Genomic DNA, 25,305 nt, shown 5'->3' on the forward strand with positions numbered 1-25,305 from the left:
ACATGAACGCCTTGTTTATTATTGCAGCCGCAATCCTATTACTCGGTCCCTTAATTGCGATTCACGAGTTTGGTCACTACATTGTGGCACGTAAACTGGGCGTTAAAGTACTGGTCTATTCCATTGGTTTTGGGCCAACCCTCCTAAAATGGACTTCTAAAAAATCCGGTATCCAATATCAGCTTTCAGCTTTGCCTTTGGGTGGCTATGTCAAAATGCTAGACGAGCGTGAAGGCAATGTGGCAGAAGAAGACTTGCCTAAAGCCTTTAACCGTCAGCATCCCTGGAAACGTATTGCCATCGTTGCTGCGGGTCCTCTCATTAACCTGCTTTTAGCCGTTGTCCTGTTTTGGGTGCTTTTTTTACCTGCACAAGAACAGCTTAATACTCGCGTAGGCAAGGTCTTACCAAACACACCGGCAGCCGCAGTACAGATGCAGCCGGGTGACAAGATTGTCGCTGTAGATGGTGCGCAAGTCGAAACTTGGGAAAAACTGAGTTATGCCTTGGTGGATCGTGTGGGTGAAACTGGTGTGGTCTCGATTCAGGCAGACCGTGCGGGTGAAAACAAGATATTCCAGTTACCAATTCAAGACTTTCTTAAAGATCAAAGTCAGTCACCTCTTGATACACTAGGTTTCTTGCCATATCGTCCGGAAATTCCGGCTGTGGTGAGCAAACTGAGTGAAGATGGTGCAGCCATTCGTCAGGGTCTTAAAGAAGGCGATAAGATTCTGGCCATTGATGGTGTACAGATGAAAGACTGGTTCGATGTGGTACAGGTTGTACAGGCATCACCAGAAAAATTACTTAAGATAGATGTATTGCGTGGTAACCAGGTGGTACATCTTCAAGTCATGCCGCAAGGCAAACGTGACAATATGGGGAATGTAACCGGTATGCTCGGAGTTCAAAGTGATCCGGGCAAGGTGACAATTCCTGCTGAATATAAACAGACGATTCACTATACGCCTGTTGAGGCGATGGTGATGGCCTTTGACAAGACAGCACATCTGTCTTCAATGATTTTGAACTCGATCGTCAAAATGGTACGTGGTCTGATTGGTCTGGATAATCTTTCTGGCCCGATTACCATTGCCAAAGTGGCGGGACAAAGCGCGGAAATGGGTTGGAAAACTTTTATTTCCTTTATGGCGCTAATGAGTGTAAGTTTAGGGATATTAAACTTATTGCCAATCCCAATGCTTGATGGCGGACATCTGGTTTATTATTTTATCGAATTAATTCGTGGTAAACCTGTTTCTGAACAAATACAATTGGTTGGATTAAAAATTGGTATGGTACTGCTCGGCAGTATGATGCTTTTGGCATTATTTAATGACTTTATGCGTTTATAATAACGTAAATGGAATAATTAACAGCGGAAAAGACTGGCATGCAGCACACACATTTATTTATGCCTTTGGCACTCGTTAGTGCAATGGCAGTAGCACAACAAGTATATGCGGCAGAAGACTTCATTGTACAAGATATAAAATTTGATGGATTGGTACGTTTAACTCCAGAAAATGTGTACGGCTTGGTGCCAATCAACAGTGGTGACCGGGTGAATGATCCGATCATTGCCAATGCGATTCGTAGCTTGTATGCATCTGGACTATTTGATGACATTAAAGCCGTTCAGCAGGGCAATACCTTGGTATTCCAGGTGGTAGAACGTCCGGTAATTTCAAAAATCGAGCTGAAAGGCAATAAGCTGATTCCGAAGGAAGCGCTGGAAGAAGGCCTGAAAAAAATGGGTCTGGCTGAAGGTGAGGTACTGAAGAAATCTGCACTGCAAACAGTCGAAACCGAGCTGGAACAGCAATATATGCAGCAAGGTCGTTATGATGCCGATATTACGGTAACAACGACACCGCGACCAAACAACCGCGTTGAAGTGCTGATCGATTTTGTTGAAGGTAAAGCCGCTAAAGTTTTTGATATCAATATTATAGGCAATACTGTCTTTAAAGAATCAGATATCAAACAGGCATTCGCTGTTAAAGAAAGTGGCTGGAGCTCGGTCATCTCGCGTAATGACCGTTATGCACGTGAAAAAATGGCTGCGAGCCTGGAAGCCTTACGTGCGATGTATCTGAACCGTGGTTACATCAACTTCAATATTACCAATTCAAGTCTGAACCTGAGTGAAGATAAAAAGAATGTCTTTATTGAAGTTTCAGTCAATGAAGGCGAACAGTTTAAGTTTGGACAAACCAAATTCCTGGGTGATGCGCTTTATAAACCTGAAGAGCTACAAGCTTTGCAATTATATAAAGAAGGCGATACCTATTCTCAGGAACGAGTGAATGCGGTTAAACAGTTATTGTTACGTAAATATGGTAATGCTGGCTATTATTATGCTGAAGTAAATGTTGTACCTCAAATCAATAATGAAACTAAACAGGTTGATCTGAACTACTATATTAATCCAGGTCAACAAGTGACTGTACGTCGGATCAATTTCACAGGTAATTCTAAAACTGCCGATGAGGTATTGCGTCGTGAAATGCGCCAGATGGAAAGTGCACTGGCAAGCAATGAGAAGATTGATCTGTCTAAAGTACGTTTAGAACGTACTGGTTTCTTCAAAACAGTTGATATCAAACCTGTTCGTATTCCAGGATCACCAGATCAAATTGATTTGAATGTGGCAGTTGAAGAGCAGCATTCAGGTACAAGTACTCTAGCTGTTGGTTTCTCGCAAAGCGGTGGTGTAACGTTCCAGGCTGGATTAAGTCAGACTAACTTCCTGGGTACAGGGAACAGCGTTTCGATTGATCTGTCACGTTCTGAAACTCAAGATTATTATAACTTGAGTGTAATGGACCCGTACTTCACGATTGATGGTGTACGTCGCGGCTATAATATGTACTACCGTAAAACCAAGCTGGATGATGACTATAACGTAAACAACTATGTTACAGACAGCTTGGGTGGTGGTATCAACTTTGGTTATCCAATTGATGAGAACCAGAGTGTAAGCCTGGGTCTGAATATAGACCAGACTGAAGTGACCACAGGGCCATATGTATCTACATATGTGGCTGACTATTTGGAACGTAATGGTGGTAAAGAAACCAAGCGTGGTGACTTCTGTCCAGGTCAGGTTGAATCTGCAACAGGCAACTGTGTAGATGCAAATGGTGCTCCACTTGATACTATTTCATATGGTCAAGAGTTTAAGGGTGATTTCTTGACCTATAACCTGAATCTGGGTTGGTCTTATAATACTTTGAACCGTCCAATGTTCCCGACCACAGGTATGTCACATCGTGTCAATGCAGAAATTGCTTTGCCAGGTAGCGATGTGGAATATCAAAAGCTCACTTATGACGCTCAGGCTTTCTTCCCATTAGGCAAAGATTTTGTTCTGCGTGGATATGGTAAGTTGGGCTATGGTAATGACTTGCCTTTCTATAAGAACTTCTATGCCGGTGGTTATGGTTCAGTACGTGGTTATGAAAACAGTACCTTAGGTCCTAAATATCCAGGCGTATATTTCTCTGACATCGGCCGAACTGATCCATCCCCAGAAGAAGTGGGCGGTAATGCTTTAGTTCAGTTTGGTACTGAGTTGGTTCTGCCTGTTCCATTTAAGGGAGATTGGGCGCGTCAGGTTCGTCCGGTACTCTTTGCTGAAGGTGCTCAAGTATTTGATACTCAGTGTGATGTATCTAATGATAATATTTTCGTGAATGGCAGCTCGGTGAGTGGTAAACAGTACTGTAAAGATAACTTTGGTTTCGATGCAGGCAATATGCGTTATAGCGTAGGTGCTGGTTTCACCTGGATTACCATGATTGGTCCATTATCACTGAGCTATGCATACCCGTTGAATGATAAAGACGGTGATGAAACTCAAAATGTTCAGTTCGAAATTGGACGTACTTTCTAAGAAGACTTTGATCTTAAATACAAATTTTGCTCATGAAGCCATCAGGTTTTGTGAGCAAAATTTTTTGAATGGGTAAAAACATGAAAAAAATGATGATGGCAATGGGTATTGCTTTAGCGGGTTTAACTTCATTGTCACATGCGGATGATTATGGGATCGTTGATCTGGAAAAAGTAGTACAAAACAGTACTTATTTAAAGCAGCAAAATGCCACTCTGGAAAATGAAATCAAGCCGCAAACTGCCCAGATTGCACAGTTTCAAAAAGACCTTGCTGCAATCAAGCAAAAAGGCCAGACTGCAAAAACACAGGCAGAACGTGAAAAAATAGCTAAAGAATTTGAAGGGAAAGCGACTCAACTGGCAGGTGTACAGCAACAGGTACAGGCAACTGTACAAACGCGCATGCAAAGTGTAAATAAGGCTTTTGAAGGGAATTTGAAGCGTGCTGCTGAACAATTGCGCCAAGAAAACAAGCTAGATGTGGTTTTAAATAAAAATTCCGTACTTGCTTATGACGCGAAGTATGATTTAACTGATAAAATGATTCAAAAGGTTAATGCAATTAAATAATCGATGAATCATCAAAAACTTCAGTTAGCTGACCTCGCTCGTCTTGTCCAAGGTGAGTATGTAGGTCAGGCGGATTTATGTTTGAGAGGTTTGGCAAGTCTTGAAAATGCAACCTCTCATGACCTTGCATTTGTCAATGCAGATAAATATCTGGAACAGGCAGCTCAGAGTAAGGCAGGTGCTTTAATTGTGACTGCTGAATTAAAAGAGCAGCTAATTTCCCAGCAGAACTTCATTGTCGTTGCCAATCCTTATCTGGCTTTTGCAATTCTGACTCACGTTTTTGAGAAAAAGCATACGACTCAGGGAATTGAAAGTACCGCACAAATTCATCCATCTGCCATCATTGCTGACAGCGCCTATATTGGCCATTATGCCGTCATTGGTGAGAATTGTGTGGTGGGTGAAAATACCATTATCCAGTCACACGTTCAGATTGACGACCAGGTTGAAATTGGTCGGGACTGTTTTATTGATGCACATGTGACTTTAACAGGTGCTACAAAAATTGGTAATCGTGTTCGTATCCACGCCAATACCGTGATTGGTAGTGAAGGTTTTGGTTTCGCACCTTATCAAGGTAAATGGCATCGGATTGCCCAGTTGGGTTCAGTCCGTATTGCAGATGATGTCCGGATCGGCTCAAACTGTAGTATTGACCGGGGTGCACTGGATGACACAATTCTGGAACAAGGTGTCATTATTGATAATCTTGTGCAAATCGCCCATAACGTCAAGATTGGTGAAAATACTGCGATTGCAGCCAAATGCGGGATTGCCGGTAGTACCACGATTGGCAAAAACTGTATTCTCGCGGGGGCCTGTGGGGTAGCAGGACACCTACATATCACCGATAATGTGACCTTGACAGGAATGTCAATGGTGACAAATAACATTACTGAAGAAGGTACTTATTCTTCAGGCATGGGATTGTTGCCAAATCAGCAATGGAAACGCACAGTGGTTCGCTTAAGACAATTAGCAGATGTGCCATTGACCCAGTTGGTAAAACGATTGGATCATATGCAATCTCAAATTGAGTCCATTGAATCAACATTTAAGTTGCGTAAATAATTATGATGACAGAGTCGAATTTGCCTACATTCACGAAGCCTGAATTGCCAATGAATATTCAAAAGATTCGTGAATATTTGCCCCATCGCTATCCATTTCTGCTGGTAGATCGCGTTGTCGATATTACCGAAAATGGCATTGTTGGTTATAAAAACGTCTCAATTAATGAAGAGTTTCTGCAAGGCCATTTTCCGAACTATCCAATCATGCCAGGCGTATTGATTGTCGAGGCATTAGCACAGATCTCAGGTATCCTTGGTTTTGTCATGAATAATGAAACTCCAAAAGAAGGTTCATTATTCCTTTTTGCTGGCGCTGAAAAGGTTCGATTTAAAAAACAAGTGGTTGCTGGCGACCAATTAGTACTTAAATCTGAATTAGTGATGCAAAAACGTGGCATTTATAAATATAATTGTATTGCCACAGTAGATGGCATTGTCGCAACAACCGCGGAAATTATGGTTTCCCATCTGAAAGTCGAGCAGGCATGAGCAATAATCCCCTAATTCATCCAACTGCCATCATTGACGCATCTGCAGTAATTGCTGCAGATGTACAGATTGGCCCTTATTGTATTATTGGGCCAAATGTCACGATTGGTGCTGGTACCAAACTGCATTCACATGTCGTGGTAGGTGGTTTCACACGTATTGGTGAACATAATGAAATTTTTCAGTTCGCCAGTGTTGGTGAAGTCTGCCAAGATCTGAAATATGCAGGTGAGGAAACCTGGCTGGAAATTGGTGATTATAATAAGATTCGTGAACACTGCAGTCTGCACCGTGGTACGGTTCAGGACAAAGGTATTACCAAGATTGGCAGTCATAACCTGTTAATGGTAAATACGCATATTGCACATGACTGTATGGTTGGTGATCATAACATTTTTGCAAATAATGTCGGTGTGGCGGGTCACGTACACGTAGGCGATTATGTCGTGATTGGTGGTAACTCAGGTATTCACCAGTTCTGTAAAATTGACTCTTACAGCATGATTGGTGGTGCTTCACTGATTCTGAAAGATGTTCCTGCCTATGTGATGGTATCGGGTAACCCGGCCCATGCATTTGCCATGAATATTGAAGGCATGCGTCGTAAAGGCTGGTCAAAAGACGTGATTAATGGTTTACGTGAATCCTTTAAGCTGATTTATAAATCTGGCTTAACGACTCAGGAAGCTATTGAGAAAATCCGTAACGAGATTCTTCCAGAAGTTTCTGAAGCCCAACGTCTGATTGATTCACTTGAACAATCAAAGCGTGGCATTGTGCGTTAAGTTATAGAAGTGAAGTTGGAATTAAAAAAGACACCTGCATGGCACTGCTGTCCCATAGTTTACTTTAAATAAAAAAACCTGAGTCCTAACAGTTAAAATATGAGTGCAAACAAACACTTTAATGACCAGGATTCAGGTTTTGTCACATCAGAATACCGTATTTCATGAGCTAATTAAACCTGTTGTGCGACAGGATTTTGAACAACTTGCTAAAGTACACCATGTTGGACAGAAATTTAGAGCGGCTTCCCGGTGGGATCAGTTTATTGCCATATTGATGTCTCAATTCTCTTGTAGGCAAAGTCTGAGAGATATTCAATCCAATTTGGAGTGCCAACAGGAAAAGCTAAGTCATCTCGGAGCAAAGTCTATTCCCCGAAGCACGCTGGCACGAATCAATGAGCAGCAGCCTGCTGCCTTGTATCAACAGCTATTTTACAAGTTGCTTAAATACTATGAACACTCAAAAGTAGCTCATAAATTTCGCTTTAAGAATCCCTTGTATTCCTTGGATGCCAGTCATATTGACCTGTCGCTTTCCTTATGTGAATGGGCCAAAGTTCACGACTCAAAAGCCAGCATGAAACTCAGTATAGGATTGAATCACAGCAATGATATTCCTGAGTTTGTTGCAGTTGAAAATGGCAAAGAAAATGACATGGTACAAGGCCGCAAATTCCAGTTTCCTGCTGGCAGCATTGTAGTTTTTGATAAAGGCTATGTCGATTACCAATGGTATGCAAATCTGACTGCTCAAAACATTGGATTTGTCACACGTTTTAGGCCTAAATCTGTGTATCAGGTGATCCAGCAACATCCAGTGCTTGAATCCAAAGGTATTCTAAAAGATGAAACCATTCAGCTGAATAGCGCACATGCCCTAAAAAGAAAAGCCCCAGTGTTAAGAAGAATTGAATATAGAGATCAGCAAAGTGGCAAGCACTTTAGCTTTCTCAGCAATAACTTTCATTTAGCCGCCTCTACCATTGCGGCGATTTATAAAGATCGTTGGAAAGTTGAGCTGTTCTTTAAGGCGATTAAGCAGAATCTCAAATTAAAAGCGTTTCTAGGCCGCAGCAGGAACGCAATTCAGACACAAATCTGGATTGCGATGATCGCCTATTTATTGGTGAGTTTCGCTCAACATTTAGGAAAAACAGGTTGGACAGTTCAACGTTTACTCAGAATAATTCAAGTGAATTTGTTTGAAAGAAGAACTTTAAAAGCCTTATTTTCACCCGATAAAATACCCATAAAACAAGAGGAAGCTCAAATGAGCTTCCTCTTGTGAAAAATTGTGGGACAGCAATGACCTGCATGGTGTCTTTTTTATTTTGAGGCTTTATATTTTACTTAAGAAATTTAACTTCTTCAGCTTTCGGATAGTTCTTGAGTAGTTTCGCTTTATATTGCGAAGCAAGAGTAGCATTCTTTTCTACATCCTTACTAATATTATAAAGCTGATAAACGGCAGTAGAGGCTTTTGCAGAATTCGGATAGCGGTCAACCACAATCAGATAATTCTTCTTTGCTTCATTAAAATTCGGTGGATCAATGGACAGGTTGAATTCGGCTAACCAGAAGTGAGCATTGCTGATATAGACGCTATTTGGGTTATTCTTGATGAAATTCTGCATGGGCGCAATGGCTTTAGCTGCACCACCATTTTTATAGGCATCCAGTGCAATAGTATAAGCCGCTTTTTCCTGCTCACTCGACTGTTGCGTTGTGGATGTTTGATTAGTGGTCGTAGGAGCATTAGAGCTTAAACTGGGAGAAATATCCTGTTGGTTATCCTCCGCGGGAGTATCTTCAGCAGGTTCAATTTTTTGCTGCAACAGTTCAAGACGTTGATCCAGATCGGCATAGCGGTTGGTTAATTCGCTTTTTAATCTCTCGATCTCATTTTCTTGTTCCTCGATTTTTCCACGTAAACTGCGTAGATCATTTTCAAGCTGCTGGTTTTTTTGCATGAGCTGCCAGCTGGTATTGGTCTGAGGCGCATCTGCACCTGTAGCAATGGCAGATTGAGAGCTGATATTATTTGATTGAGCACCTTGGCTGAGTCCACGTGATTCGATAGGAATCGCAGCAAAAAGAGAGGTTGTACAGAGTGCAGTGAGGGCACACAATACCTGTTTCTTAAACATCATATAAGTTCCATGATTTTTGGCGAGATTATGTATCCGCAGCTCATTTATTCTAAAAGAGATAACCCGTTTATAGCTTCACATTTAAAACGGCATTTTTAGAAATTGCAACAAGGTTTTACAAAGATCATGTGAATTTCGATATTCATGAATTAATTGTGAAGAATATTAAAAAACCAGCATCTTGGGGCATATTGTTTTTAAAATAATCAAACGGATAGCTTATGCCGAAAATTTGAAATACAGCCCTTGCAACTTCAATAAAAATCTCTATACTCTGTTTCTGTAATGGTAGCCCTGCCGGTTACTTCGCAATTGTACTCTATGAACCCCGCCAGGACCGGAAGGTAGCAACGGTAGTAGATCTATGATGTGCCGGAGCTTTGCTGGTAGGGTTGCCACCAGATTTATAATTATAAAATTTCTCTATTCTCTCTTTATTTTTCAATCTTAATCTTCATTGTTTTCCCTTTCTTTAATGTTTACTTTTAAATTTCTATCTAATGCCACTTCCTTGGATACTTGAATTGTTTGGAACATTAAAATTCAATCATGAAAATAGATTATCTTAATTTGAGCTTTTGAAAGCTTTTTGCTGTTTGAGATTAATTGTAATAAGGGAAACTATTTAAGCAGGATAGCAAAGAGGAAAATAAAAAATAGCCTAAGCATATTTTTTCACAAATACAAAAGAATTAATCTTCTGCCTTGCGGCTAATCGCTTTCATGATCGCATCCATTTCAAAACCACGATACATTAGAAAACGGATCTGTTTGGCTTTAAGTTTTGGGTCTTTCGTCACTTCTGGGCCATATTTTCTAAGCTTCAGTTCATAAGCCTGTTGTACCCAGTCCGTTTCTTTGAGTTCTTCACTGATCAGGGCAGTATCAATCTTTTTGCTTTTTAGCTTCATTTTAATCTGATTGGGGCCTTTACCTTTACGCTTTTGGCTCGACAACATGATTTCAGCGACACGTTGATCACTTTGATAGTTTTCTCTAGATAGTTCTTCAACCAAAGTGACCACTTCATTGCGATCTTCTGCATAAAGTGCCAGTTTTTCGATGAGTTCAGCTTTGGAGTATTCCTTGCGAGTCAGTACAGCAAAGGCATAAGAACGCAAACGGGAGCCGGTTAGACCGGGTTTCTTTTGCTCTTTATTAGAGTTACCAAATAAGCTATCTTCCGGATCAAATTCTGGCAAAGCCTGTGACTCAACAGGTGCAGGAGTGACTGAATCTTCAGCATCACCAAACTGCTGTTTAATCGCATCATAGTCCAAAAGTTTGCTGAATTTTGCGTCTGACATATTGATCTCGATTAAAATATCTATTCCATAATAACAAAAACGCCCCTTAGGGCGCTCTGTTATGATGTTTAAGGATTATGCATCCAGAAAGTCTGCTGGTTCTTCTTCGTCTTTATCTTCGACTACTTTGCCTGTAGTAAGCAGTTGCTCACGGATCAGTTTTTCAATGGTATCCGCCAGCTCTTTGTGTTCTTCCAAGTAACGGATGGTATTGTTCTTACCTTGGCCAATCTTGTCACCTTGATATGAATACCATGCACCCGCTTTTTGAACGATTTCTTGCTGTACTGCAAGATCAATCAGTTCACCAAGATGGTTAACACCTTTACCATACAGAATCTGGAACAGAGCTTCTCTGAATGGAGGCGCCATTTTGTTTTTCACAACTTTGACTTTGGTTTCAGAACCTACAATCTCGTCGCCTTCTTTTACCTGACCGATACGGCGGATATCCAGACGTACAGAAGCATAGAATTTCAGTGCATTACCACCAGTAGTCGTTTCCGGGCTACCGAACATAACACCAATCTTCATACGGATCTGGTTAATGAAAATCACCATACAGTTTGAACGCTTGGCATTACCGGTAATTTTACGCAGTGCCTGGCTCATCAAACGTGCTTGCAGACCCATATGCGAGTCACCCATTTCGCCTTCAATCTCGGCGCGAGGCGTCAATGCAGCAACAGAGTCGACTACAATCAGGTCAATTGCGCCAGAGCGTACCAGCATGTCAGCGATTTCAAGTGCCTGTTCACCGTTGTCTGGCTGAGAAACCAGCAGGTTATCAATATCTACACCGAGTTTACGGGCATATTGAGGATCAAGTGCGTGCTCGGCATCGATGAATGCACATGTACCGCCAGCTTTTTGACATTCAGCAATTGCTTGTAATGTCATTGTGGTCTTACCTGAAGATTCAGGACCATAAATCTCGATAATACGGCCTTTCGGTAAACCACCAATACCGAGTGCAATATCAAGCGTTAAAGAACCCGTAGATACAGCTTCAACTGCTTGCACGGTATTGTCACCAAGACGCATCACTGTGTTTTTACCAAACTGTTTTTCAATCTGGCTTAAGGCAGCGTTGAGCGCCTTGTTTTTATTCTCATCCATCTTACAACCTCAATACGATGTCACAAACTTAGTACTCAAGTGGATGTCTTACATTAGAGCTTCGTTCCACAGGAATATAGTGACAGAAATTTCCCTTGTGTTCTATAAAATCCAGCAATGTTACGACACATGCTGACGCTTGAATTTAATCATCATTATATGACCAATGTTGATCAAAGTTCTGACTATTTTCATTCTTGAATCGACTGATGTCTCGACGATCTTTTTTGCTTGGTCGATGATCGGGACGCGCTAGATTATGCAACTTTCTTTGCGATGCAATCAATTCCCGGCGAGCGATACTGACTTCAGTTTCTTCATACAGTTTCTGTGCCACAGGTGCAGGACCACGAACATCAGAAAGTTCTTTTACAACTACGGTTTTTTTGTCGATACCTTGCTGAATCGTCAACTCCATACCCACACGGACTTCGCGAGATACTTTTACACGCTCACCATTATGATGGACTTTACCGCCCTCAATAGCATTCTTGGCAATTGAACGGGTTTTAAAAAAACGTGCCGCCCACAGCCATTTATCTATACGCATGCCTACCGCATCTTCGGGTAAAGACGATTTACGCATATTGCTTGTTTACCTCAGACTGATTTAAATGAGTGATTAAATCTGTTAATTGGTGCAGCATCGGGTAATTGCAAGTCTGGCGCGCAACTTTACTGGAAGATGGTTGCTGGATGCAGAACAGGTTCTGGATGCCATAAGCCTTGGCGCCATTCAGGACTTTTTCGGTATCATCAATAAAATAGACCTGCTCAGGATCAAAGGAATGCAGGGCATTCAGGCCTTGCCAGAATTCTACAAATTCTTTGGCATGCCCAATGCTTTCCGAGCTGACAATGACATCAAAATAATTTTTGAGATTGAGATGTTCCAGTTTAAAGGCTAGACCGGCACAGTCGGCATTGGTGGCAAGCCAGATCGGATAGCCATTATTTTTAAGATAATCGAGTAATTCGAGGCAATAAGGGCGTAAGCTAACTTTATCTTTATGCTCAATTTGCATGGCCAGAACATCGACTTCGACTTTAGCTGTCCAGAAGCGAGAAGAGTACCAGTTTAGGGTATGATTATGTTGCTGATAGAATGCATAAAGCGTTTCGCGGCTCTGTTCCAGACTACAGCCATGTGTTTCAGCATAACGGACCGGTAGTAATTCGTTCCAGATGAAATCATCGTAGGCAAGATCAAGTAAAGTTCCGTCCATATCAAAAATGACAGGCGGTTTTTCTGAGCAATTCGACATATAAGGTTTTCTATGTTTAAAGCGACAATAGCACCACAAGATCCGATGATTTTGCAGTTTGTGCTCATTTTGACACAGGCTTGTGAAATTTTGCGAGAAGAATATCAGCGTTATTGTTCAGGTGCTGCGTTTGATATTGTCAAGAAAAGTGATGATTCTCCTGTGACCCAGGCAGACTATCGGGTGAATAGTTATTTAACCCAGGCTTTGGCAGAAATTTCAGAATTACCTTTACTGTCAGAAGAGGGGCAGCAGGATCAGCGTCATGCCTGGACAGATTTCTGGTTACTTGATCCTCTGGATGGCACTAAAGAGTTTCTGCACCAGCGCCCGGAATTTACGATTAATCTTAGTCTGATCAGAGGCAGTCTGACTACCTTTGCTATTTTGGCGGTTCCTGCGCAGCAGTTGATCTATTTCTGCCCTGAACAGGGCATGCCTTTAAAATACGATATTCAGGATCAGGCATGGTTTGACTATGAGGCAGCTACTGATCATCAGGATGTCTTTGTCGGTCTGAGTCAGAGCAGTCAGCAAAAGCCAAAATATGTCGAGTATTTGCAAAGTCTAGCTAAACTTAGCGCGTACACCGAGTTCAAGGCAGGAAGTGCCTATAAATTCTGCATGATCCTTGAAGACCGGGTAGACATTTATCCTCGTTTCCATCCAACCTCTGAATGGGATACCAGTGCCGGTCAATGCATGCTTGAGCGGATTGGTGGAGGGCTGGTTGATCTTGAAGGTCGGCCATTCATCTACAACCAGCGCAAGACCTTACTGAATGGCGGGTTTATCGCCTATAAGAATGAAGCTATGAAGGTATTGGCTTTACGGGCACTGGCGGACATGCAAGACAATGATTGAGCTCATAGCCGTTCATGGTATAGTGAGGAAGATTCCGTTGATAGATCAGTTGGCAAGATTGTGGCATTAAAACTGCTTCCACCAAGTATGCTCAGTGCAATAGATTTATTGCCTAATACCAAGACACCTGTGACTCTGTTTACGCGGCATTCTCTGCGTGAAGATGTCGCTGGTCAGGGACTGGCAGGTTATGATTTGCAGTTGACGCCGCAAGGACGTGATCTGGCGCAGGAATGGGGCGCTTATCTGGTCAATCAAACAGATCGGCATATCCAGCATTGTATATCGAGTCCGATTCAGCGCTGTGTAGATACCGCAGCATTGATGATCGAAGGGGCAGATGCAACGGATAAAGCACCGCATACCCATAAGATTGAAATCGTTGAACAGGGTTTGCTAGTTGAGCCAGGCAGTTTTGTACTGGATATTCAAAAAGCAGGGCCATATTTCAAAAAACAGGGGGCATTAGGCTTTATCAATAGCTTCGTCAATAATGCTTTGCCTGGAATGAAACATCCAATTAATGGCGTAGTAGATGTGCTTGAATTAATTTATAACACTCATCCGAAAACGCCGTATGGGCTCAGTCTGGCAGTCAGCCATGACACCATTCTGGCAGCGATGATTGCAGTGATGTCGGGACATCAGGAAGTCAGCCGTGAAGACTGGCCGAAAATGATGGAAGGTCTGTTTGTCTGGTTTGAAGGCGATGTATTTGAGGAATCTAAACTAAAATGGATTTGGCGTGGCAAAGTGCATGAGCTGGATATTTCCCAATTTCAGAATACCGAATTAAAGGTAAATAAATAATTCAAAGGCTCAATCATTTAGGTTGAGTTTTTTACATTTATCGTATGAAAGTGAAATAGAGTAACGATGAAATATCACTATGCTGATATTTAAACCAATTTTGGAAGCATGGGAGTCATCATGAAAATAATCACAATTTTAAGTCTAGTCGTTATGCTGGGATTAACTGCCTGTCAGCGTGATACAGACAATGCACAGCAAGATCAGACCACCACGCCTCATTCTATGGATAAGGATGAATAATTTATTCTGTTTTTATCTAAGTAAAAGATTTCTATGACTAGGATTGAGAATAATCTGGTATTCATCATTCTTTATTGTTGATTTGGTATTAAATTTCAGGCACAAAAAAAGCCCTAAAAGGGCTTCTTTTGATTTGCGATTAGTTAGAAGCTAATGCTTTAACTTGCGCGTTCAAACGGCTCTTATGACGAGCTGCTTTATTTTTATGGATGATACCTTTGTCAGCCATACGGTCGATTACTGGAACAGCTTTTTTGTAAGCTTCAGTAGCAACAGCATAGTCGCCAGCAGCAATAGCAGCTACTGTACGTTTAAGATATGTACGAACCATAGAACGCAAGCTTGCGTTGTGTTTGCGTGCTTTAACGTTTTGACGAGCACGTTTTTTTGCTTGAGCAGAGTTTGCCACTCGTGCACTCCTTGAAATAGATTGGTCTGGGCGGGCTGAAACTCAACTGAAAACCACATCAGAAGAACTATCACCAGCCCGTAAACAAGTGCTATATTTTGAGGAAACTATGGGCTTAAGTCAAGTCTTGACATGCTTTGACAACATTTTAGTTGCAGAAAAATTCTAAAGAAAACGTTAGATTAGTATCTAAGCAGGGAGATCGTACAAAAAATGACTAAAACCATTACATATCCTATCGTGATTGGCGCTACAGGCTTGGTCGGAAAGACTTTGGTGCAACAGCTGGTAAATGAACCAAGTTGTAAGCGTATTAGCGTCATCGTGCGTAAACATCAACCAGAATTTGAACAATGGCACAAGGTCAAACAGGTGGTCATTGAGGACTTTTTAATGCTCAATGACCAGGATGTCAGTGGCCATACCCATGCCTTTAGCTGTCTGGGTACTACCTTAAAGAAAGCCGGCTCCAAAGAAGCTTTTTATAATACCGATTACACCATCAATGCCCATTTTGCCGAACTGGTGCAGCAAACGGATGCTCATTATCTGTTGATTAGTGCGATGGGTGCCAATTCAAAATCCAGACTGTTCTATAACCGGGTAAAGGGTGAATTAGAGGATTATATCCAGACCTTGTCTCTGGAGCGTATCAGCTTGTTCCGACCGTCTTTGTTGATTGGTGAGCGGGATCATCAGCGTTTACTGGAAGACGCGGCACAGAACCTGTTTGACAAGTTTTCGCATTTTATCCCCGATTCTTTTAAATACAAGCCAGTGACAGCAGAGCAGGTGGCTCATACTATGGTATATGCAGCGCTTAATCAGACTGTGAAATTTGAAATTTATGATAATTTAGCCATACAAAAAATGAAATGAGGGTAAAAAATCGTGTCCAGCGTACCATTTGTAACTTGTGACCTGCTTGATGATAATCCGGATAAAGACCTGCAGGTAGTCGCCCCATGCCTGGATGGCAAATTCTTCAGAAGTTATGGCGCACGTAAAAGCTTCGGCGGCCAGATTGTGACCGTAAAATGTTTTGAAGATAACTCTCGCGTAAAAGAGTTATTAGCGACAGATGGTACAGGCAAGGTTCTGGTCGTAGATGGTGGTGCTTCTATGCGCTGTGCATTGATGGGTGACCTGATTGCTGAATCTGCGGTGAAAAACCACTGGAATGGCGTGATTATCTACGGTTGTGTGCGTGACGTCGATGCGATTGCAGAGCTGGATCTTGGTGTGCATGCACTGGCTTCAATTCCACAGAAGAGCAACCGCAAGGGAATTGGTGAAGTTGATGTGCCGCTTTATTTTGGTGGTGTGACCTTTAAATCGGGTGAATACGTTTATGCCGATAACAATGGCATTGTCCTGTCCAAAGAACAATTGGTGGACTAATTCCGGTTATTGAAAATATACAAAAACAAGCTATACCGTGGAAGTTAGGCAGTTTAGATTGCTGCTTTCACGGTTTGAAAATAATAAAGAGGACAGACGATATGTTAGGCCATCAGATTAAAGTAGCACAGGCATTGGCATCCGCATTTCTGGAAGGTGGACGTGGTACGACCGGTACACCATTTCCGAATCAGCCTGAAAAGCCTCTCAAGCTTTATGAATATGAAGGATCACCTTTTTGTCGTCGTGTCCGTGAGGTCATGACTTTACTGAATCTCGATTATGAAGTATATCCGTGCCCACGAGGCGGTAAACGCTTTCGTCCCGAAGTGAAACAGCAGGGTGGCAAACTTCAGTTTCCATTTTTAGTAGATGAAAATACTGGAGATAAGCTATACGAATCTCAGGATATTATTCATCACTTGTTTAAGCATTATGGCAAGACGGGTAAAACACCAGCTAAGTATTCAAATTATCCAAAAGTACCGGTTGCTGCCATTGCAGGTACGATGGTAAATGGGCTACGTGGTGGCATGGCTAAACCGTTGTCGAAGAATACCCCTGCACCTGAACAGCTTCTTGAACTATGGGGCTTTGAAGCCAGTCCTTATACCCGTATTGTCCGGGGCGTATTGTCTGAACTTGAAATCCCTTATATCTATCATAATGTGGCGAAAGAACGCTGGCAGGATCAAGGTCTAGCAAAATTGCGTTTAAAACCGGGTAAATATGAACCCTTATCGGGGGGTAAACGTGAACAAGTCTTAAAAGTAATGGGGAATAATATCCAGGTTCCTTATCTGGTTGATCCAAATACTGGTGTCAAGATGTTCGAATCTAAAGATATTGTGGAGTATTTGAAGCAGCAATACGGTTCTGAAAAGAAAAGCAAAAAATAAACTGCTATTTAATATTTAGAAGCTACAAAAAAATGCCATCTTAAAATAGATGGCATTTTTATAGTTTATAAATTTGAATTTTCCAAGAACAAGAACTCTGCTTCCAAAATTATTCATACATAAAGCTACTCACAATAAAGTTAAAAAAACTCATGATTTTTCTTCTTTTTTTGTTTATATTTTAATCTCAATGGGGTAATAAGAATAACGATAAGGGGTGTGCTTATGACAGCACAAGATGCCGTACTACCGGTACCTGTATTAATTGTTGAAGACGAATATGTCATTCAGTGCCGTTTAAAGAACATATTGAAGGATCTAGGGTATAGCGATGAGGTATTGCTATTCGCCAATAATGTCAGGGAAGCCGAATATCTTCTGCAACAAGAACCGTTCTGTTTAGCACTGATTGATCTTGGACTGTCAGATGGAAATGGCATTTCCATTATTGAAAAAATACATGAGCTCGGTTCACAAACTTTGGTACTCGTCGTATCCGCTTGGAGTACTCAGGACAGTCTGCTAAAAGCAATTAAAGCAGGAGCAACTGGTTATGTACTCAAGGAACGCGATGATACAGAAGTGAGTCTGGCAATTCGCAGTATTTTGTGCGGCGGCGCACCCATTGATCCTTTTATTGCGCGTGAAATTCTCAAGCAGATTTCCAGTTCAGAGCCATCTTCCTCTTTGGAGCAGGTCGTACCTGATCCTGAACAGGAAAGCCTGACCCAACGGGAAAAAGAAATTCTTTCATTGGTGGCACAGGGCCTTAGTAATCGTGAAATTGCCGATGAACTCTGTGTGTCACGGTATACCGTTGAAAGTCATATCAAGCATATTTACCGCAAACTCTGTGTCAGCAAGCGGACTAAAGCAGTCAGCACGGCCCGGCATTTAGGTATTCTTTAGTGCGAATGCTGTCTGTTAGCAAGATGTTTAGACAAGGATTAAGGTTCTTCGCTCTATTAATGATAGGGAGCTGGCTGAGCCTGTTCTCTTGCATCAGTCTGGCACAGAATAATTTTCAGATTAACGAGCTTTGTCAGGTGAACATTGAACAGCAACAAAAAGTTCAAGTGCCGAGCCATCTCGAGATTCCGGAGGGAGGCTGGCAACCTGTAACATTGCCGGATAACTGGAAAAATACCTGGCCGAAATATAATGGGGGTGCCTGGTATAAAATTCGCTGGGGTTGGTCTTGTCGGGACAATATACGTCTGGCTGAACCCATTGTTTTTGGGATTGACTATCTAAACTCTGCTGGCGCTGTTTTTCTGAATGATGATCTGCTGTGGTCGGATCAAAATCTGCAAGAGCCTTTGTCTAAAAGCTGGAATGTACCACGTTACTGGATTTTGCCTATTGCAGGCTTGAAGCAGACAGACAATGAACTGCTGATTTATGTACGAGGCTATAGTTTCCAGGGTGCAGGGCTTGGCAGAATTGAATTCCATAATGTTATTGCCAATGACCAGCATTACTCAAAAAAGATCTGGGATCGCCGTACGCTCTTTCAGATCAATATGATTCTATCCGGTACGATTGGAGTCATTAGCCTGATTATCTGGCTATTCCGACGTTCAGAAACCACTTTTGGCTGGCTGGCGCTAAGTTCATTATTGTGGATTCTGTTTATCTCCAATGTATTAACCACAGAGAATTTTCCTTTTTCCTCCAGTATACGGGCCAGTAAAGCCAATCTGATTTTCTTTATCCTCTATATGCACTGTTTTTGTCTGTATCTAATTCGGTTCTTAAAGCAGAAATTTCAGCGTTTGGAGCGGGGACTTATCGGGGTGACTGCTTTATTCAGTGTATTCATCATAGCCAGTTCTTTAGAGTATTTAGAAGCGGTGCTCAGTGTCGCTTTTGTCTCATATGTGCTGCTTTATATTAGCTCTGTTCTTTATGTCAGCTACTGGGCCATTAAAACCCGCAATGGGGAATATCTGTTCCTGATGCTTTGTCTGTGGGGGATTTTGCTGTGTGTCGTTATGGATCTGATCATTCTGGGTCAAAGGGCGGTTAGTGAATTCTCACCTTTATCACCTTATACATCACCGATTATTATCCTGTTTGTCGTGCTAATTATGGGGACACGACTGAATCGTAATATCAAAAAGATCGAAAAATTTAATACGCAGTTAGAATCCAAAGTGCGGCAAGTCAGTGCAGATCTAAATAAAAGCCTGAGTGATCAGCATAAACTGGAACTGGATAATGTGCGTTTGCAGGAACGGATTAATCTTTCACATGAACTGCATGATGGACTGGGTGGTTCGATTGTACGTTCCATGATTCTGGTGGATCAAAGCACCGAAAACATTTCCAATCGACAGTTTTTATCTATGCTGAAGCTGCTTAGGGATGACCTGCGTCAAATCATCGATAGCGGTTCTTCTATTGACAATAAAGTGCCTGAAACGCCAGTGATCTGGATTGCGCCAGTACGGTACCGCTTTACCCAGTTGCTGGAAGAAATGGATATTGCCGTAGAATGGTCATTTCCTAAAGTTTGGCAACGTGAACCTACGGCTTTGCAATGTCTGACCCTGATTCGTGTGGTAGAAGAAAGCCTGACCAATATTATCAAGCATAGTCAGGCCACAAAAGTGAGTGTGAGTATGGAATATACACAACCACATCAACTGACTTTAAAAATTCAGGACAATGGGGTTGGTTTTAATCCAGAGATGGTGCAGAAAAACGGCATGAGTATTGGTATGCGCAGTATGAAAATGCGCATTGAACGTATGGGTGGAATGCTGGATATTCAGTCTGTAAAAGGTAATACCTGCGTACACGTGGTGATGGAACTCTATCAACCTTAGTCATCTCAAAATTATCCAGACATAAAAAAGGAGGACCATATGATCCTCCTTTTTTTTATAGATTTAAATGACCAAGATATAAAAACTTACTCTTCTTCAACCGGTGGCACTAGCATCAGTACAGAATCATTCAATAGCTCAGCAACATCCTCCAGCATATCTTCGTCAGCGAAATCTTCATCCAGTAAGACACGCTCACCATCAGCAATCTGCTTCAGTTTTGCGGTAAATGCTTCAGAAATACAGATTCCTTCACCATTGGCCCAGAACAAGGTTTCACCGTCTTCTTTTGTATAGAGCAAGCGTGAAGCGGGTTCGAGCATCAGGCTATAGCCTTGATCAAGTGCTTCTTCCAGATCGCCTGTACCAATTTCTTCGGCTTCTGGGATATTCTCTTCATATTTTGGTTCTGACATCAGGCTCATGATGGCGTCTTCAAGCACGTTGGAGTTATGCAACTGCTCTATGATTTTGCCTTTCAGATATTCAAGTTCATTGCCTGTGACTTCACCCGCAGCACTGATATAATCGCGAATAATGTCAGTCAATGGATTGCGTAAGACTTCATTTTCCGCAAATTTATCACCGACACGGTCCATCATGTCACTGACATTTGGCATACGGAAACCAAAAGAGAAAGTCAGACAGTCATCTTCTGCTACGCCGTAGTGGGAAAGGCCGGGTGGAACATACAGCAAATCACCGGGTGCAAGGACTTCATCAAAATTCATATCCATTTCTGGCAATAATTTTAATGGCTGCCCCGGTACAAGTTCGGTCTCGGCATCACACATTTGCCCCAGTTGCCAGCGGCGATGACCATAGCCTTGAATCAGAAAAACATCATAAAAGTCAAAATGTTGACCGACTGAACCGCCTTGAGGCGCATAAGACACCATGATGTCATCACGACGCCATTGAGGGATAAAGGCAAACTTTTTCCAGAGTTCAGACAGGTCGAACGAATAGTGATCCACAGCCTGAACCAGTAAAGTCCAGAGCTTAGGCATCTTCTGGAAGTCAGCTTTCAATAAAGGAGATGTCTTTACCGACCACTGATTTGGATCACGATCTTTCTGCTTGATTAGACGTGCAGTGACATTTTCTTCAAGTGCCAGCTCCATGACATCATCAGGCTCTAGCAGACCTGCGATTTCAGGCATGGCATTACGTACCAACAGCGGTTTTTTCTGCCAGTATTCGGCAAGGAATTGTTCAGCGGTAATACCGCCTAAAACGTCTAGAGGTAGGGACATAAATAAAGCCTAAAATAAAGGAGATTAAGGAACTAAAATCTTTAGCTCACGCAGAATATTGCATAGCTGAATCATCGGCATACCCATCAGGGTAGTTTGATCCTGCCCAATCATGGTTTCAAACAGGCTAATACCTAGGCTTTCACATTTAAAACTACCGGCACAATGCAGGGGCTGTTCGATCTCTACATAACGCTCAATTTCTGCTTGAGATAATTTGCGGAATTTGACTTTATAGTGTTCCACCAGCGTACGTTCAAAACCGGTTGATTTCTGCTGAACGCTGAGCGCCGTACTGAAATACACAATCTTGTCCGAATTGGCCTGCAGCTGGCGAATGGCCTTTTCTATTGTTAAAGGCTTACCCATAAAGATATCTGGTGCGCCTTCACGCCAAGCGACCTGATCAGAACCAATTACAATCGCATCAGGATGTAGCTCAGCGACATGACGAGCTTTCTCAAAAGCTAGGCGTTTAGCTAATTCATCCGCATGATTTTCACCTTGGGGTGATTCATCTATGTCCGGGACGACCGATACGTAATCAAGACGTAGACGGTTCATCAGTTCTTTACGGGTCTGGCTTGAAGAAGCCAAGATGATTTTTGCGGTATTCATTAGACAGCGTATTCTTCTAAAATATGGAGATGAACATAAGCAAGGACAGCTTTGTGACAGGCTTGCAGCTTGACCGGTGGCGCTTGTCCAGCTTCATAAGCTTCTACCCAGCGTGTCACGCAGATACACCAAAAATCACCAGGTTGCAGTCCAGGAAATCCCAGTTCTGGTAATGGTGTAATCAGGTCATTGCCCACTTTCTGGGAAAAATTCAGAAATTCAGAGGTCATCTGTGCACAGACAGTGTGCTGTCCCAGATCGGTAGGTGCGGTATGGCAAAAGCCATTACGGAAATACCCAGTAATAGGATCAAAACAACAGCTCGCCAAAGGCTCGCCCAGAACATTGAGACGGTTAAGATTAGGATCAGGATGTATCGACATAGGTACTGAATCTGGAAGAAGCTTTTTTCTATCATAACAAAACTTTGGCATTCATAATGTTTTCTGCAAAAGATGCTAACCTTTTTCTGCATAATCATTTAAAATCGCCTCGTTTTTAATATCTATAAAGAGAGCTCTACAATGAACTTTCAGCGTATGACTGACCTTGACCTGATGGGTAAACGTGTTCTGATCCGTGAAGATTTAAATGTACCGGTTAAAAATGGTGTAATCACTAGCGATGCGCGTCTACGTGCTGCATTACCAACAATTAAAGCTGCAGTAGAAAAGGGCGCGGCTGTCATGGTGTATTCTCACCTTGGTCGTCCAGTTGAAGGTGAGCCGAAGGCTGAACAGTCTCTTGCACCTGTAGCAGCTTATCTGACTGAAGCATTGGGTCAGGAAGTAAAACTTTTCACAGACTATCTAAATGGTGTTGAAATTCAGCCGGGTCAAGTGGTTTTACTGGAAAATTGCCGTTTCAACATAGGTGAAAAGAAAAATAATCCTGAACTTGCAGCAAAATATGCAGCCCTTTGTGACGTATTTGTGATGGATGCATTTGGTACTGCACACCGTGCAGAAGCATCAACTGAAGGTGTCGCTCGTTTAGCTAAAGTAGCAGCAGCGGGTCCTTTATTGGCAGCTGAGTTAGATGCTCTTGGCCGTGCATTGAAAACGCCTGAAAAACCAATGGTTGCGATCGTTGCGGGTTCTAAAGTTTCTACCAAGCTTGATGTTTTGACTTCATTGTCTGACATCTGTGATCAATTAATTGTTGGTGGTGGTATCGCAAATACGTTCCTTGCAGCTGCTGGTTACAATGTAGGTAAATCACTGTGTGAAAATGACCTGATCGATACAGCGAAAACCATTGCCGCAAAAGTTTCAGTTCCACTTCCTACTGATGTTGTGGTTGCTGATGCATCTGAAATCAACTTTGATGACTTCCTGGGTTCATTGGCTGCTGCTAAAGCGATTGTGAAAAAAGTTGAAGATGTTGCTGACAACGATATGATCCTTGATGTAGGTCCAGAAACTGCAAAAGCATTTGCTGAAATTTTGAAAACGTCTAAAACGATTCTTTGGAATGGTCCAGTGGGCGTATTCGAAGTAGATCAGTTCGGTGAAGGTACTAAAGCATTGTCTTTAGCGATTGCGGAATCTGAAGGTTTCTCGATTGCAGGTGGTGGCGATACTTTAGCTGCGATCGATAAATACGAAGTTGCTGACAAAATTGGCTATATCTCGACGGGTGGCGGTGCATTCCTTGAATTCGTTGAAGGCAAAACCCTTCCTGCAGTTGCGGTACTCCTAGAACGCGCTTAATTGCATGTTTTAGCTTAAAAAAGCTGGCCAAGTGCCAGCTTTTTTATGTCATTTTTTTGACAGCGGAAACTTATCATTCATGACCTCGTCATTAAAATGCAATAAATCTGTCATAAGATGCAGACATTAAATCACCAAATGATGAGATTACGTGATGAAAAAACAGTTAACTTTAGCGGCATTATTGGCAGCATCATTGGCACTGACTGCATGTGCGAAACAGGAAAATGCCCCAGCAGCTGAAGCAGAAGCTTCGGCAGCCGTTGCAGATGAGACTGTAACACCAGAACAGCAAGCAGCGATTGATGCAATTGATCAGCCGGTTCTAGATGAAAAAAATACAGATGTTCCGGCTGAAATTGCCAATGCACCTGCAGATGCAGCGACTGCAGACGACTCAGTCGCAGCAACTTCGGAAGCTGTGGCACCTTAATTAGGTCAATGTGAGACAAAATCCCTGCAAATGCAGGGATTTTTTTTAAATAGTGTTATTTGTTGCTGAATTGAAACCTTTGTGCATGTAGAATATGTGGCATTCACTGGGAGGATATTATGGCTCTTATTTCATTGCGCCAGCTCTTGGATCACGCCGGCGAACATGCTTACGGCGTACCAGCATTTAACGTAAACAACTTAGAACAAATGCGTGCCATTATGTTGGCAGCGGACCAAACAAATTCACCTGTAATCGTACAGGCATCTGCGGGTGCACGTAAGTACGCAGGTGCACCGTTCTTGCGTCATCTGATTTTGGCAGCAATCGAAGAATGGCCACACATTCCAGTGGTAATGCATCAAGACCACGGTACCAGCCCTGACGTATGTCAACGTTCTATCCAGTTAGGCTTCTCATCAGTGATGATGGATGGTTCTTTGGGTGAAGACGGTAAAACACCAACTTCATATGAATACAACGTCGATGTCACTCGTCGTACGGTACAAATGGCGCATGCGTGTGGCGTTTCTGTTGAAGGTGAAATTGGTTGTTTGGGTAGCCTGGAAACAGGTATGGCGGGTGAAGAAGATGGTGTAGGCGCTGAAGGCGTATTAGATCATTCTCAACTGCTAACTTCAGTTGAAGAAGCGCGTCAATTCGTTGCAGATACTAATGTTGATGCATTAGCTATTGCAGTGGGTACTTCTCACGGTGCATACAAGTTTACTCGTCCACCTACAGGCGATATTCTTGCAATTGACCGTATTAAAGAAATTCACGAGGCACTGCCAAATACTCACCTTGTAATGCATGGTTCTAGCTCTGTGCCGCAAGAATGGCTGGCTGTGATTAACCAGTATGGCGGCGACATCAAAGAAACTTATGGTGTTCCTGTTGAGCAACTGGTTGAAGCGATCAAACACGGTGTTCGTAAAATCAACATCGATACTGACTTACGTTTAGCTTCTACTGGTGCAATGCGTCGTATGATGGCTGAAAAACCAAGCGAATTCGATCCACGTAAATTCTTCAGCGCAACTGTAGATGCAATGAAGCAAATTTGTATCGACCGTTACGAAGCATTTGGTACTGCAGGTAATGCAGACAAGATTCGTCCAATCTCTTTAGAGAAAATGGTTGAGCGTTATAAATAATTCAT

27 protein-coding genes and 1 other RNA gene are annotated in these 25,305 nt (G+C 42.3%); 19 read left to right on the forward strand and 9 right to left on the reverse strand.

The window, feature by feature from the left end:
- Nucleotides 1-2: 2 nt before the first annotated feature.
- From rseP to ACWM1W_RS06250, 7 genes are all read left to right on the forward strand, one after another.
- On the forward strand, nucleotides 3-1,358 hold the full coding sequence (gene rseP, locus ACWM1W_RS06220) for an RIP metalloprotease RseP (protein ID WP_214001317.1): 1,356 nt from the start codon (nucleotides 3-5) through the stop codon (nucleotides 1,356-1,358).
- Between the two features lie 83 nt (nucleotides 1,359-1,441).
- Nucleotides 1,442-3,901 carry an outer membrane protein assembly factor BamA gene (gene bamA, locus ACWM1W_RS06225; RefSeq protein WP_375725706.1) on the forward strand — a complete coding sequence of 820 codons (2,460 nt, stop codon included), beginning with the start codon at nucleotides 1,442-1,444 and terminating at the stop codon, nucleotides 3,899-3,901.
- Between the two features lie 80 nt (nucleotides 3,902-3,981).
- Complete coding sequence (locus tag ACWM1W_RS06230; protein ID WP_034581159.1) at nucleotides 3,982-4,473, forward strand: OmpH/Skp family outer membrane protein; 492 nt, start codon at nucleotides 3,982-3,984, stop codon at nucleotides 4,471-4,473.
- Nucleotides 4,474-4,476: 3 nt separating this feature from the next.
- Nucleotides 4,477-5,547 (forward strand): UDP-3-O-(3-hydroxymyristoyl)glucosamine N-acyltransferase, encoded by a 1,071-nt coding sequence (lpxD, locus tag ACWM1W_RS06235; protein ID WP_005235295.1) that lies wholly within the window; start codon nucleotides 4,477-4,479, stop codon nucleotides 5,545-5,547.
- A 5-nt stretch (nucleotides 5,548-5,552) separates the two neighbouring features.
- Entirely contained in the window at nucleotides 5,553-6,038 is a 486-nt protein-coding gene (gene fabZ, locus ACWM1W_RS06240; protein ID WP_171064833.1) for a 3-hydroxyacyl-ACP dehydratase FabZ, read from the forward strand.
- Nucleotides 6,035-6,823, forward strand: coding sequence for an acyl-ACP--UDP-N-acetylglucosamine O-acyltransferase (gene lpxA / locus ACWM1W_RS06245; RefSeq protein WP_005235299.1), 789 nt, complete (start codon nucleotides 6,035-6,037; stop codon nucleotides 6,821-6,823). Before fabZ ends, lpxA begins: the two co-directional genes overlap by 4 nt.
- A 139-nt stretch (nucleotides 6,824-6,962) precedes the next feature.
- Nucleotides 6,963-8,114, forward strand: a complete 1,152-nt coding sequence (locus tag ACWM1W_RS06250) for an IS4-like element ISAbe18 family transposase (protein WP_004646736.1) — start codon at nucleotides 6,963-6,965, stop codon at nucleotides 8,112-8,114.
- A 58-nt stretch (nucleotides 8,115-8,172) separates the two neighbouring features.
- Here ACWM1W_RS06250 and ACWM1W_RS06255 read toward each other — a convergent pair whose 3' ends face one another.
- Nucleotides 8,173-8,976 carry a YbgF trimerization domain-containing protein gene (locus ACWM1W_RS06255; RefSeq protein WP_214001314.1) on the reverse strand — a complete coding sequence of 268 codons (804 nt, stop codon included), beginning with the start codon at nucleotides 8,974-8,976 and terminating at the stop codon, nucleotides 8,173-8,175.
- Nucleotides 8,977-9,271: 295 nt separating this feature from the next.
- Here ACWM1W_RS06255 and ffs point away from each other — a divergent pair.
- Nucleotides 9,272-9,368: signal recognition particle sRNA small type (gene ffs / locus ACWM1W_RS06260), an RNA gene on the forward strand.
- A gap of 300 nt (nucleotides 9,369-9,668) precedes the next feature.
- Here the strand turns inward: ffs and ACWM1W_RS06265 are convergent.
- The 4 genes from ACWM1W_RS06265 to ACWM1W_RS06280 form a co-directional block, all read right to left on the reverse strand.
- Nucleotides 9,669-10,283 carry a regulatory protein RecX gene (locus tag ACWM1W_RS06265; protein ID WP_214001313.1) on the reverse strand — a complete coding sequence of 205 codons (615 nt, stop codon included), beginning with the start codon at nucleotides 10,281-10,283 and terminating at the stop codon, nucleotides 9,669-9,671.
- A 75-nt stretch (nucleotides 10,284-10,358) separates the two neighbouring features.
- Nucleotides 10,359-11,402, reverse strand: a complete 1,044-nt coding sequence (recA, locus tag ACWM1W_RS06270) for a recombinase RecA (RefSeq protein WP_004786150.1) — start codon at nucleotides 11,400-11,402, stop codon at nucleotides 10,359-10,361.
- Between the two features lie 145 nt (nucleotides 11,403-11,547).
- Complete coding sequence (locus tag ACWM1W_RS06275) at nucleotides 11,548-11,988, reverse strand: RNA-binding S4 domain-containing protein (protein ID WP_004786147.1); 441 nt, start codon at nucleotides 11,986-11,988, stop codon at nucleotides 11,548-11,550.
- Nucleotides 11,981-12,667 (reverse strand): HAD-IA family hydrolase, encoded by a 687-nt coding sequence (locus tag ACWM1W_RS06280; RefSeq protein WP_214001312.1) that lies wholly within the window; start codon nucleotides 12,665-12,667, stop codon nucleotides 11,981-11,983. The genes ACWM1W_RS06275 and ACWM1W_RS06280 overlap by 8 nt, the downstream gene beginning before the upstream one ends.
- Nucleotides 12,668-12,679: 12 nt before the next feature.
- Between ACWM1W_RS06280 and ACWM1W_RS06285 the strand changes: the two genes are divergently transcribed.
- The 3 genes from ACWM1W_RS06285 to ACWM1W_RS06295 all read left to right on the forward strand — a co-directional run bounded on the left by ACWM1W_RS06285 (nucleotide 12,680) and on the right by ACWM1W_RS06295 (nucleotide 14,584).
- Nucleotides 12,680-13,531, forward strand: coding sequence for a 3'(2'),5'-bisphosphate nucleotidase CysQ family protein (locus ACWM1W_RS06285; protein WP_375725687.1), 852 nt, complete (start codon nucleotides 12,680-12,682; stop codon nucleotides 13,529-13,531).
- A gap of 60 nt (nucleotides 13,532-13,591) precedes the next feature.
- A complete protein-coding gene (locus tag ACWM1W_RS06290; protein WP_034590199.1) occupies nucleotides 13,592-14,341 on the forward strand; it encodes a histidine phosphatase family protein in 750 nt (249 codons plus the stop codon).
- Between the two features lie 120 nt (nucleotides 14,342-14,461).
- Nucleotides 14,462-14,584 (forward strand): hypothetical protein, encoded by a 123-nt coding sequence (locus ACWM1W_RS06295; RefSeq protein WP_004786141.1) that lies wholly within the window; start codon nucleotides 14,462-14,464, stop codon nucleotides 14,582-14,584.
- Between the two features lie 139 nt (nucleotides 14,585-14,723).
- Here the strand turns inward: ACWM1W_RS06295 and rpsT are convergent, their stop codons facing one another.
- The gene (rpsT, locus tag ACWM1W_RS06300) at nucleotides 14,724-14,993 is read right to left on the reverse strand and encodes a 30S ribosomal protein S20 (RefSeq protein WP_004786139.1); all 270 of its coding nucleotides are present in this window, start codon (nucleotides 14,991-14,993) and stop codon (nucleotides 14,724-14,726) included.
- A 213-nt stretch (nucleotides 14,994-15,206) separates the two neighbouring features.
- Here rpsT and ACWM1W_RS06305 point away from each other — a divergent pair, with 213 nt between their 5' ends.
- The 5 genes from ACWM1W_RS06305 to ACWM1W_RS06325 all read left to right on the forward strand — a co-directional run bounded on the left by ACWM1W_RS06305 (nucleotide 15,207) and on the right by ACWM1W_RS06325 (nucleotide 20,124).
- Nucleotides 15,207-15,872 carry a Rossmann-fold NAD(P)-binding domain-containing protein gene (locus ACWM1W_RS06305; protein ID WP_004786137.1) on the forward strand — a complete coding sequence of 222 codons (666 nt, stop codon included), beginning with the start codon at nucleotides 15,207-15,209 and terminating at the stop codon, nucleotides 15,870-15,872.
- Nucleotides 15,873-15,884: 12 nt separating this feature from the next.
- Nucleotides 15,885-16,394: a ribonuclease E activity regulator RraA gene (gene rraA / locus ACWM1W_RS06310; RefSeq protein WP_004786136.1), complete on the forward strand. Its 510-nt coding sequence runs from the start codon at nucleotides 15,885-15,887 to the stop codon at nucleotides 16,392-16,394.
- A 101-nt stretch (nucleotides 16,395-16,495) separates the two neighbouring features.
- Nucleotides 16,496-17,293 (forward strand): glutathione S-transferase N-terminal domain-containing protein, encoded by a 798-nt coding sequence (locus tag ACWM1W_RS06315; protein ID WP_004786134.1) that lies wholly within the window; start codon nucleotides 16,496-16,498, stop codon nucleotides 17,291-17,293.
- Between the two features lie 225 nt (nucleotides 17,294-17,518).
- On the forward strand, nucleotides 17,519-18,202 hold the full coding sequence (locus ACWM1W_RS06320; RefSeq protein ID WP_214001310.1) for a LuxR C-terminal-related transcriptional regulator: 684 nt from the start codon (nucleotides 17,519-17,521) through the stop codon (nucleotides 18,200-18,202).
- Between the two features lie 59 nt (nucleotides 18,203-18,261).
- Nucleotides 18,262-20,124 carry a sensor histidine kinase gene (locus tag ACWM1W_RS06325; RefSeq protein WP_375725688.1) on the forward strand — a complete coding sequence of 621 codons (1,863 nt, stop codon included), beginning with the start codon at nucleotides 18,262-18,264 and terminating at the stop codon, nucleotides 20,122-20,124.
- An 86-nt stretch (nucleotides 20,125-20,210) separates the two neighbouring features.
- Here ACWM1W_RS06325 and ACWM1W_RS06330 read toward each other — a convergent pair whose 3' ends face one another.
- The 3 genes from ACWM1W_RS06330 to ACWM1W_RS06340 are packed head-to-tail and all read right to left on the reverse strand — an operon-like array spanning nucleotide 20,211 to nucleotide 22,381.
- Nucleotides 20,211-21,380 (reverse strand): ribosomal protein uL16 3-hydroxylase, encoded by a 1,170-nt coding sequence (locus ACWM1W_RS06330; RefSeq protein WP_214001308.1) that lies wholly within the window; start codon nucleotides 21,378-21,380, stop codon nucleotides 20,211-20,213.
- A gap of 24 nt (nucleotides 21,381-21,404) precedes the next feature.
- Nucleotides 21,405-21,998: a Maf family protein gene (locus ACWM1W_RS06335; protein WP_214001307.1), complete on the reverse strand. Its 594-nt coding sequence runs from the start codon at nucleotides 21,996-21,998 to the stop codon at nucleotides 21,405-21,407.
- Nucleotides 21,998-22,381, reverse strand: coding sequence for a DUF2237 family protein (locus tag ACWM1W_RS06340; protein ID WP_214001306.1), 384 nt, complete (start codon nucleotides 22,379-22,381; stop codon nucleotides 21,998-22,000). Before ACWM1W_RS06340 ends, ACWM1W_RS06335 begins: the two co-directional genes overlap by 1 nt.
- Before the next feature lie 141 nt (nucleotides 22,382-22,522).
- Here ACWM1W_RS06340 and ACWM1W_RS06345 point away from each other — a divergent pair, with 141 nt between their 5' ends.
- The 3 genes from ACWM1W_RS06345 to fba all read left to right on the forward strand — a co-directional run bounded on the left by ACWM1W_RS06345 (nucleotide 22,523) and on the right by fba (nucleotide 25,300).
- Entirely contained in the window at nucleotides 22,523-23,710 is a 1,188-nt protein-coding gene (locus tag ACWM1W_RS06345) for a phosphoglycerate kinase (RefSeq protein ID WP_214001305.1), read from the forward strand.
- Nucleotides 23,711-23,864: 154 nt separating this feature from the next.
- Nucleotides 23,865-24,143 (forward strand): hypothetical protein, encoded by a 279-nt coding sequence (locus tag ACWM1W_RS06350; protein WP_214001304.1) that lies wholly within the window; start codon nucleotides 23,865-23,867, stop codon nucleotides 24,141-24,143.
- Nucleotides 24,144-24,262: 119 nt separating this feature from the next.
- Nucleotides 24,263-25,300: a class II fructose-bisphosphate aldolase gene (gene fba / locus ACWM1W_RS06355; protein ID WP_004786117.1), complete on the forward strand. Its 1,038-nt coding sequence runs from the start codon at nucleotides 24,263-24,265 to the stop codon at nucleotides 25,298-25,300.
- Nucleotides 25,301-25,305 lie beyond the last annotated feature (5 nt).

The sequence above is a fragment of the Acinetobacter sp. TW_SC_4 genome, assembly GCF_054861205.1.

What these genes read in the sequence shown, in the direction of transcription:
- ACWM1W_RS06255 (WP_214001314.1), bottom strand. Translation starts at nt 8,976, where the DNA reads ATGATGTTTAAGAAACAGGTATTGTGTGCCCTCACTGCACTCTGTACA.
- ACWM1W_RS06265 (WP_214001313.1), bottom strand. Translation starts at nt 10,283, where the DNA reads ATGTCAGACGCAAAATTCAGCAAACTTTTGGACTATGATGCGATTAAA.
- ACWM1W_RS06315 (WP_004786134.1), top strand. Translation starts at nt 16,496, where the DNA reads ATGTTAGGCCATCAGATTAAAGTAGCACAGGCATTGGCATCCGCATTT.
- ACWM1W_RS06280 (WP_214001312.1), bottom strand. Translation starts at nt 12,667, where the DNA reads ATGTCGAATTGCTCAGAAAAACCGCCTGTCATTTTTGATATGGACGGA.
- ACWM1W_RS06325 (WP_375725688.1), top strand. Translation starts at nt 18,262, where the DNA reads ATGATAGGGAGCTGGCTGAGCCTGTTCTCTTGCATCAGTCTGGCACAG.
- ACWM1W_RS06295 (WP_004786141.1), top strand. Translation starts at nt 14,462, where the DNA reads ATGAAAATAATCACAATTTTAAGTCTAGTCGTTATGCTGGGATTAACT.
- ACWM1W_RS06345 (WP_214001305.1), top strand. Translation starts at nt 22,523, where the DNA reads ATGAACTTTCAGCGTATGACTGACCTTGACCTGATGGGTAAACGTGTT.
- fabZ (WP_171064833.1), top strand. Translation starts at nt 5,553, where the DNA reads ATGACAGAGTCGAATTTGCCTACATTCACGAAGCCTGAATTGCCAATG.
- ACWM1W_RS06340 (WP_214001306.1), bottom strand. Translation starts at nt 22,381, where the DNA reads ATGTCGATACATCCTGATCCTAATCTTAACCGTCTCAATGTTCTGGGC.
- lpxD (WP_005235295.1), top strand. Translation starts at nt 4,477, where the DNA reads ATGAATCATCAAAAACTTCAGTTAGCTGACCTCGCTCGTCTTGTCCAA.
- bamA (WP_375725706.1), top strand. Translation starts at nt 1,442, where the DNA reads ATGGCAGTAGCACAACAAGTATATGCGGCAGAAGACTTCATTGTACAA.
- ACWM1W_RS06330 (WP_214001308.1), bottom strand. Translation starts at nt 21,380, where the DNA reads ATGTCCCTACCTCTAGACGTTTTAGGCGGTATTACCGCTGAACAATTC.
- ACWM1W_RS06350 (WP_214001304.1), top strand. Translation starts at nt 23,865, where the DNA reads ATGAAAAAACAGTTAACTTTAGCGGCATTATTGGCAGCATCATTGGCA.
- ACWM1W_RS06285 (WP_375725687.1), top strand. Translation starts at nt 12,680, where the DNA reads ATGTTTAAAGCGACAATAGCACCACAAGATCCGATGATTTTGCAGTTT.
- ACWM1W_RS06335 (WP_214001307.1), bottom strand. Translation starts at nt 21,998, where the DNA reads ATGAATACCGCAAAAATCATCTTGGCTTCTTCAAGCCAGACCCGTAAA.
- ACWM1W_RS06305 (WP_004786137.1), top strand. Translation starts at nt 15,207, where the DNA reads ATGACTAAAACCATTACATATCCTATCGTGATTGGCGCTACAGGCTTG.
- ACWM1W_RS06275 (WP_004786147.1), bottom strand. Translation starts at nt 11,988, where the DNA reads ATGCGTAAATCGTCTTTACCCGAAGATGCGGTAGGCATGCGTATAGAT.
- recA (WP_004786150.1), bottom strand. Translation starts at nt 11,402, where the DNA reads ATGGATGAGAATAAAAACAAGGCGCTCAACGCTGCCTTAAGCCAGATT.
- ACWM1W_RS06230 (WP_034581159.1), top strand. Translation starts at nt 3,982, where the DNA reads ATGAAAAAAATGATGATGGCAATGGGTATTGCTTTAGCGGGTTTAACT.
- lpxA (WP_005235299.1), top strand. Translation starts at nt 6,035, where the DNA reads ATGAGCAATAATCCCCTAATTCATCCAACTGCCATCATTGACGCATCT.
- ACWM1W_RS06320 (WP_214001310.1), top strand. Translation starts at nt 17,519, where the DNA reads ATGACAGCACAAGATGCCGTACTACCGGTACCTGTATTAATTGTTGAA.
- rseP (WP_214001317.1), top strand. Translation starts at nt 3, where the DNA reads ATGAACGCCTTGTTTATTATTGCAGCCGCAATCCTATTACTCGGTCCC.
- fba (WP_004786117.1), top strand. Translation starts at nt 24,263, where the DNA reads ATGGCTCTTATTTCATTGCGCCAGCTCTTGGATCACGCCGGCGAACAT.